Annotated in this window: 6 protein-coding genes; 1 reads left to right on the top strand and 5 read right to left on the bottom strand. The window is 73.2% G+C overall.

All coding sequences use genetic code 11. The features are described from left to right. From DBR36_RS02545 to DBR36_RS02530, 4 genes are all read right to left on the bottom strand, one after another. A partial coding sequence (locus DBR36_RS02545; protein ID WP_146185180.1) for an acyltransferase occupies window positions 1-1,109 on the bottom strand: 1,109 nt, incomplete at its 3' end. A 68-nt stretch (window positions 1,110-1,177) separates the two neighbouring features. Beyond that, the gene (locus DBR36_RS02540; protein ID WP_258222517.1) at window positions 1,178-2,716 is read right to left on the bottom strand and encodes a GMC family oxidoreductase; all 1,539 of its coding nucleotides are present in this window, start codon (window positions 2,714-2,716) and stop codon (window positions 1,178-1,180) included. Window positions 2,717-2,727: 11 nt separating this feature from the next. Next, complete coding sequence (locus DBR36_RS02535) at window positions 2,728-4,122, bottom strand: alpha/beta hydrolase (RefSeq protein WP_108317425.1); 1,395 nt, start codon at window positions 4,120-4,122, stop codon at window positions 2,728-2,730. A 185-nt stretch (window positions 4,123-4,307) separates the two neighbouring features. Then, a complete protein-coding gene (locus DBR36_RS02530) occupies window positions 4,308-5,210 on the bottom strand; it encodes an SDR family oxidoreductase (protein WP_108317424.1) in 903 nt (300 codons plus the stop codon). 174 nt (window positions 5,211-5,384) lie between these two features. Here DBR36_RS02530 and DBR36_RS02525 point away from each other — a divergent pair, with 174 nt between their 5' ends. Continuing rightward, on the top strand, window positions 5,385-6,425 hold the full coding sequence (locus tag DBR36_RS02525) for a glycosyltransferase (RefSeq protein WP_181373445.1): 1,041 nt from the start codon (window positions 5,385-5,387) through the stop codon (window positions 6,423-6,425). Window positions 6,426-6,432: 7 nt separating this feature from the next. Here DBR36_RS02525 and DBR36_RS17495 read toward each other — a convergent pair. Beyond that, window positions 6,433-7,218 (bottom strand): hypothetical protein (locus DBR36_RS17495; RefSeq protein ID WP_181373444.1); only part of this gene is annotated, 786 nt, incomplete at its 5' end.

Genomic DNA, 7,218 nt, shown 5'->3' with positions numbered 1-7,218 from the left:
TCGTCGAAGCCCGCCCCGCGTACGAAGAGGGGCGAGTGCCAGACCGGCCTCTCGACGGCGACGTACTGTGCGGTGGCCAGGGCGAGGGCGCTCAGGATCGCCACCGAGGCGGCCAGCACCGCGCTCTGCGGGAAGAGGCTGAGCGCGAAGACCAGCGCCGGCAGGTGCCAGAGGTACAGGCTGTACGAGATGTCGCCGACGAAGACCGACGCGCGATTGGCGAGCAGCACCGCGCCGGGCGCCGGACCGCCGATTCCCGAAGCCAGGACGGCCGCGGTGGCGACCACGGGGATGACGGCCCAGGGGGCGGGCCAGGGAAGGTCCGAGGTGAGGAGGACCGCCGATCCCAGGATGCCGACGAGACCGCCGGCGAGGAGCACCGCGCGCGACCTGCGGCCGAGGTTCGCCAGGGCGGGGGCCGCGACGGCGAGCGCCCCGCCCGCGGCCAGCTCCCACGCCCGGGTGAAGAGGGAGTAGTACGCCGGGACGGGGTGGGCGGCCGAGTCGATGAGCGCCCAGGTGAACGACGCGACGACGACCGCGGCGATCCCGCCCTGCACCACGGAGCGCGCGCCCCGCGGGCGACCGCGCCCGCGCCGCGTGGCGAGCGTCGCGAGCCCGATGAGCAACCAGGGCCAGACCAGGTAGAACTGCTCCTCGACCGACAACGACCAGAAGTGCAGGAGGGGCGAGACGGTGGCGTTCTGCGCGAAGTAGTCGGCCCCGAGCAGGATCTGGTGCAGGTTCGCGCCGCCGAGCGCCGCCCACACCGCGTCGAGGGTGACGCCGGCCGCGCGGCCCTGCGACAGCAGCAGCCACGACAGGCCCACCGTGGCGGTCAGCACCGTGAGCGCGGGCGGGGCGATTCGTCGCAGTCGGGCGCCGATGAAGGCGCGGACCGAGATCCGCCCCGTCGTGTCGTGCTCGCGCAGCAGCACACCCGTGATGAGGAAGCCCGACACCACGAAGAACACGTCGACGCCGATGAAGCCCCCGCTGGGCCGATGGGCGACGTGATCGCCGATGACGAGCAGCACCGCCAGAGCGCGCAGTCCCTGGATGTCGGCCCGACGCGGACGCGAGGCGGCTGAGGCGGTGGGGGACGGCACGCGGTGACGCTACCGACCGCCGCCGCAGCACCCGGACGCGCGGCACGGCGCGCGTCCGGGTGAGGTCGTCAGGCGGCGGTGGATGCCAGGAAGCGATCCGCCGTGCGCAGCGACAGGGCCATGATCGTCAGCGCCGGGTTCGCGGCGATCGCCGACGGGAAGACGGAGTTGTCGCAGATCCACAGGTTGGGGATCTCGTGCGAACGCCCGTCCGCGTCGACCACTCCGTCGCCCGGGTCGTTCGACATGCGACAGGTGCCGATGGTGTGGGCCGTGCGGGCCAGCACCATCGTCTCGCGCGCTCCTGCCGCCTCCATCACGCGCAGCATGAACGCCGTCGCGTGCCGGTCGATCGCCTTCTCGTTGTCTCCCGCAGTGAACGACACCCGGGCACGGGGGATGCCGAACTCGTCGACCTCGTCGACCAGCTCGAGACGGTTGTCGTCGGACGGCAGGCAATCGGCGTTGATGCCGATGCCGGCCATGAACCGCGACTGATCGAGCCGCTGCATGAGCTCCGGACCCCACAGACCGCCGCCGCGCACCAGCGTCGTCGAGAACGTCAGCGGCATCACGCCCAGGCTCTGCACCAGGTAGCCCCCGGCGAAGTCGGCATCGGCGGGACGCATCATGTCCTCGGAGATCAGCGACGAGGGATACCCGCGGTGCCCGCGGACGGGCTCGTCGAAGCGGCCCCACACCTGGGTCGCCCCGTGCGCGAGGAAGTTGCGACCCACCTGCCCGTTGTCGTTGGCGAGCCCCGTGTGCAGCAGCAGGCGCGGGGTTTCGACCCCGCCCCCCGCGAGCACGAGGGCTCGGCAGCGCTGGCGCCGGTCGACTCCGTCCTTGCGGTACACCACGGCCGCAACGTGTCCGCGCTCGTCGAGTTCGATGCCGTGCACCATCGATTCGCTGCGGATCTCGGCGCCGGCGGCGACGGCCGCGGGCAGGTAGGTGTTGGCGGTGGAGGCCTTGGCATCCACCCGGCACCCCTGGTGGCACTCGCCGCAGTTCACGCACGCGCTGCGCTCGCCGTGGTGGTCCTGCAGGCGCGCGCGGGTGAGGACCGCCGCCGGTGCGTCGGCCCAGCGGATGCCGAGCGCGTCGCAGCCCTTCGCGACGAGGTTCGCGGGGGCGTTCCGCGCCGCCGGGGCGTAGGCGTAGCGGCGCGAGGGGTCCCACGGGTAGGGCGTCGGTCCCGAGACGCCGATGTCGCCCTCGACGCGCTCGACGTAGGACAGCAGCTCGTCGGGATCGACCGGCCAGTCCCGCCCCACACCCGACTCGGTGCGCAGCGCCAGATCGCGGCGGTCGGGGCGCGGGGTGAACGCCCCCCAATGCAGCATCGAGCCGCCCACGCCGCGTCCGCTGTTGTTCGGGCCGAAGGCCGTGGGGTCGTCTCCGCCGCTGAGGCGCTCCGACATCCAGTTGATCTCGACCGCTTCGGTCTCGTCGGGCGTGAGGTCGTCGAGGGCGAAGTGGCGACCGGCTTCGAGCGCGACCACGCTCAGCCCTTTCCGCGCCAGCTCGGCCGTCAGCGGAGCGCCCCCGGCGCCGGTTCCGACGACGACGACGTCGACCGTCTCGTCGTCCGTGAACGTACGCATCGCTTCGAGGTTCATGCGGCGTCTCCCGTCGCGATCGTGCCGCCCACCCCGGACGGCTCCCAGTCTTCTCGGCGTCCCAGACGCAGTTCCACGAAGCCGCGGATCGGCGATCCGCCCGTGGCGAAGCCGTCGTAGCCCACGCGCGCCATGCTGGCGGGGTGCGCGAGCCACTGGCGGACGAGGTCGTTGCGGGCGTCCTCCAGCCAGGCTTTCAGCCGGGCCGCGTCGAGGGGACCGCCGTCCTCGCCCTCGCCCTCGATCGCGGCGCGGAGCACGCGGTCGCGATCCGCGGGGTCGGTCGGCCATGAGGCGGCGAGAGTGTCGAGACCGCGGCGATACGCCTCGGGGTCGGCCGGCAGGTCGGCGGGACGCCACCCGTCCCCCTCGCCGCGGGCGAGCTGGGCGTCCACGCGCGCGGCGATGTCGATCGCCGGGCCCTCCTGCGGGACGACGAGGTCGGCGATCTCGCGCAGGAGCGTCAGCTGGGCGAGGTCGAGCACCTCGGGGGCGTACCCGCGGTCGTCGGGCAGCGCGCGGCGGGCCATGATGCCGCGGACGCGCGCATCGACGCGGTCGCCGGCGATGAGGCGGACCCACTCCGCCGGGACGACCGGGCCCACCCGCACCTCGTCGTCGACGAACGCCTCGATGGCCGCGGCCGCTTCGGCGTCGCGTTCGAGCGGGATGAGGTGACCGGTGTCGGCGAGCGTCGCGAAGCGGGCGCGGGGGTAGACCGAGGAGAGCAGACCTGGTTGAGCAGCGGCGCCGAGGTCGGCGTCGTCGGTGCCCGCGAGCACCAGGACCGGCAGGTCGAGCGTCTGCACCTGGGCGGTGGCGTCGACCGTGCTCCCGGTCTCGAGCCACGTGCGCCACGCTGCGGGAGAAGTGCGACGCAGATCGGCGACCGCCTGAGCGTGCGCCGCGTCGTCGAGAGGGCGGGCGACGTTCTGGTCGAGGAAGGTGTCGGCATCCTGCTCCGAGATCGGCCCCTCGGCCACCCACGAGAGCATGAGCGCACGGCGCTCCTCGTCCATCGGCTCGGGCCGGGGAGGGGACGGCGCCATCAGCACCAGGCCGCCCAACCCGAACAGCGACGCGTCTCCGCGCAGGACACGGGATGCCACGAGCGCGGCGATCTTGCCGCCCATGCTGTGGCCGCCCAGCAGCCACCGGCCGCGGGCCTCGGCGTGCAGACGGCGTTCCACGTGCGCGACGCTCGCCGCGAGGCTGGAGTCGTCGGCATCCGCCTCGTCCCCGAAACCGGGCAGGTCGATGCCGACGACGCGGACACGGCCCTCGAGACGCGAGGCGAGACGGTCGAACGATCGGGCGCTGGCACCCAGCGCGTGCAGCAGATACAGGGTGGGGGTCGCCTCGTCGGGTGCGGAAGCGGTGTCTTCGGACATGCACTCACCGTTTCGCACCCGGGGGTGCCGCGAGGGTCGCTTGCCAAGCGAGACGTTTTGCGCAAGCGTCCGCGGCGACGACACGACCGGCCCGCGGAGAACGCGAAGGGCGGGACCGCCGACACGACGTCGGGGGTCCCGCCCTTCGGCCCGTCCGGAGCCCGTCCGGAGCCCGCCCGGCGTGATTACGGCGTGACCATGCCGCCGTTGACGTTGAGCGTCTCGCCCGAAACGTAGCTGGACTCCGCCGACGCGAGGAAGACGAACGCCGGGGCGATCTCGGCCGGCTGACCGGCGCGCTGGTAGGTGCTCTCGTCGTCGAAGTGCTCCATCTGATCGTCGGACACGCCCTGGCTCACCTGCAGGGCGGACCAGGTGGGGCCCGGTGCGACGACGTTGACCCGGATGCCGCGCGAGGCCAGCTGCTGCGCGAGACCCTTGGAGAGATTGTTGATGGCGGCCTTCGTCGCCGCGTAGTCGAGGCGGTCGGGGGCGGGCACGTAGGCCTCGAGGGACGCGGTGTTGATGATCGTGCCACCCTCGGGCAGGTGAGCGAGCGCCGCCTTGGTGATCCAGAACGGGGCGAACACGTTCGTCCGGAAGGTCTGCTCGAACTGCTCGTCGGACAGGTCGTCGACCTTCTCGACCATCACCTGCTTGCCGGCGTTGTTCACCACGATGTCGAGGCCGCCGAGGGCCTCGGCGGTGCGGGCGACGAGCTCTCGGCACGCGCCGGGATCGGTGATGTCGGTCGCGATCGAGACGCCCGTGCGCCCGGCATCCCGGATCTGCTCGAGGATGTGGTCGGCGTCGCGCTGTTCGTCCGGGAGGTGCACGATCGCCACGTCGGCGCCCTCGCGCGCGAAGGCGATCGCGACCGCCCCGCCGATGCCGGAGTCGCCGCCGGTGATGAGGGCCTTGCGCCCCTGCAGGCGGCCCAGACCGCGGTAGGTCTTCTCGCCGAGGTCGGGAACGGGGGTCATGTCGGCCTGCACGCCCGGCTCGGGCTGGTGCTGCAGCGGGGGCTCGACGCGGGAGTAGCGGGTGACGGGGTTGTCGAAGGTGAACTGGTCGCGATCGGAGGTCATGCTCCGACGCTAGGCAGGGCCGACCGCGGGACGCACGGCCTTGACGAGGGGCGGGACACCCTGCCCCCGTCGAGGTGAGTCGAATGGATGCCACGGGTGAGATGCCGGACCAAGCTCGGCGGCCAGGGGGCGAGCGCGTTCCGCGCCCGCGTCGTCGGTGTCTACCGTCGCGACGTGACCCCTGACCCCGCGCCGCGCGTCGTCGCGCATCTCGTCGACCGCACGACCGGGGGAGTCCCCGTGGCGGTGCGCAGCTACATCCGCACCTCGCCTCCCGCGTATCGCCACGTCATCGTGTCCCCGCCCATCGCAGGAGGACCGGCGCCGGTGTGGGCGGGGGTCGACGCCGCGCACGTGGCATGGGACGCGTCGACCCCGGTCCGCGCGCTCCGCGACCTCCGGGGCATCCTGCGCCGCGGGCGGTTCGACGTCGTGCACGCGCACTCCAGCTTCCCCGGCGTGTACGCGCGGCTGCTCCGTCCGGCCCGGACGCGCGTCGTCTACACCCCGCACTGCTTCGCCTTCGCCCGCACCGACGTGTCGTTCGTCCACCGCTCGGTCTACCGCGTGATCGAGCGGACGCTCGCCGGACGGACAACGGTGCTCGCGGCGTGCGGTCCCGGAGAACGCGACGAGGCGCTGGGTGTGGGGATCACCGCGCACCGCGCGCTCGTGGTCCCCAACCTGCCCTCTCTCGTCGACGTCCACGCCCGCCCCCCGCGGGCGCTGCGGGACGGCGTGCTGCGCCTCGGGATGCTCGGACGCTGGTCGCCGCAGAAGGACCCGGCCTTCTTCGTCGACCGCGTCGCGTCCCTGCGTCGCGCGCTCGCCGACGTGGACGTCCAGGCCACGTGGATCGGGGACGGGAGCGCGGCCCCCGGCATCCGCGTCACCGGGTGGGTCGAGGCCGAGTGCGTCCGCCGCGAGCTCGACGAGCTCGACGTCTACCTCCACACCGCAGCGTGGGAGGGGTTTCCGATCGCGATCCTGGATGCCGACGCGGCCGGCCTGCCCATCCTGGCGCGGCGCATCCGCGCCCTGCCGGACCTGCCGGCCGCGTTGACCCTGGACGAGGGCGCGGCCGCGCTGGTCGCCGCGGTGCGGGAGCGGAGGTTCGCCGCGTGGAGCGCCGAGAACCGGCGGGGCTGGCGCGCCTATCTCGGCCACCGCGATGCGCGGAGCCAGGGCGACGCGCTGGCGCGCGCCTGGGGGTGACCCGGCTTCACTCGTATCGCAGCTCGCGGGCGATCCGCCGGGGATCGGTCTCTTGACCGTAGCCGTGTCTCGCCGGCGAGAACCGGGCGCGCAGCCGAGCGCCGGCCCGCATCTTCCAGAGCTTCCACGGCACGCGCTCGAGGGGAGTGATGAGCGTCGTCATCGGTAGTCGCGCCCGCCACTTCAGACGCATGTACCGGTGGGCGCGGGCGTAGCCGCCGCCGAGCGAGGTGATCGGTTTCGCGTGGTGCACGATCCGCAGGGGCAGGGCGTAGGAACGGCGCCCCTGCAGGCGTCCCATCTGCACGAGGTCGACCCCGTAGAGATGGAAGCCGGGCACGCCGAGGTCGACGAGGGTCAGGTCGCCGGCACGCAGGATCAGCAGGCACTCGTCCAGGCACTCCACGGCCGCGGGGCCCGTGATCCGCTCCCCGACGACGCGTCCCCGGTCGGTGCTCCACACCGTCCCGTGCGTGACGAGGGCGGCGTCCCGACCGATCGCCCCGGCGACCGCCCACCGGGCATCCAACCGGTCGAGGGCGGCGAGCTGCTCGGCGAGGTCGGCGAAGAAGCCGCGGGGAAGGTAGACGTCCTGGTGGGCGTAGACGACGTACCCCTCGGTTGTGGCCCGCAGGGCATCGGCGATGACGCCGTTGGCCGAGCGCGCGTCGCGGACGACGCGCAGGGGGATGCCGTCGGTCGACAGATCGGGCGACGCGGCCAGGCACCGGGACAGGGTTTCGTCGTCGTTGACGGGGGCGACGACGACGAACGGGGGTACGGCGTTCACGGG

It is taken from the genome of Microbacterium sp. HMWF026 (genome assembly GCF_003061325.1).
In the GTDB taxonomy this organism is placed as follows: Bacteria; Actinomycetota; Actinomycetes; order Actinomycetales; family Microbacteriaceae; genus Microbacterium; species Microbacterium testaceum_E.
The sequence above is the reverse complement of the archived record's forward strand: the minus strand, read 5'-3'. Positions and strand labels throughout refer to the sequence as shown.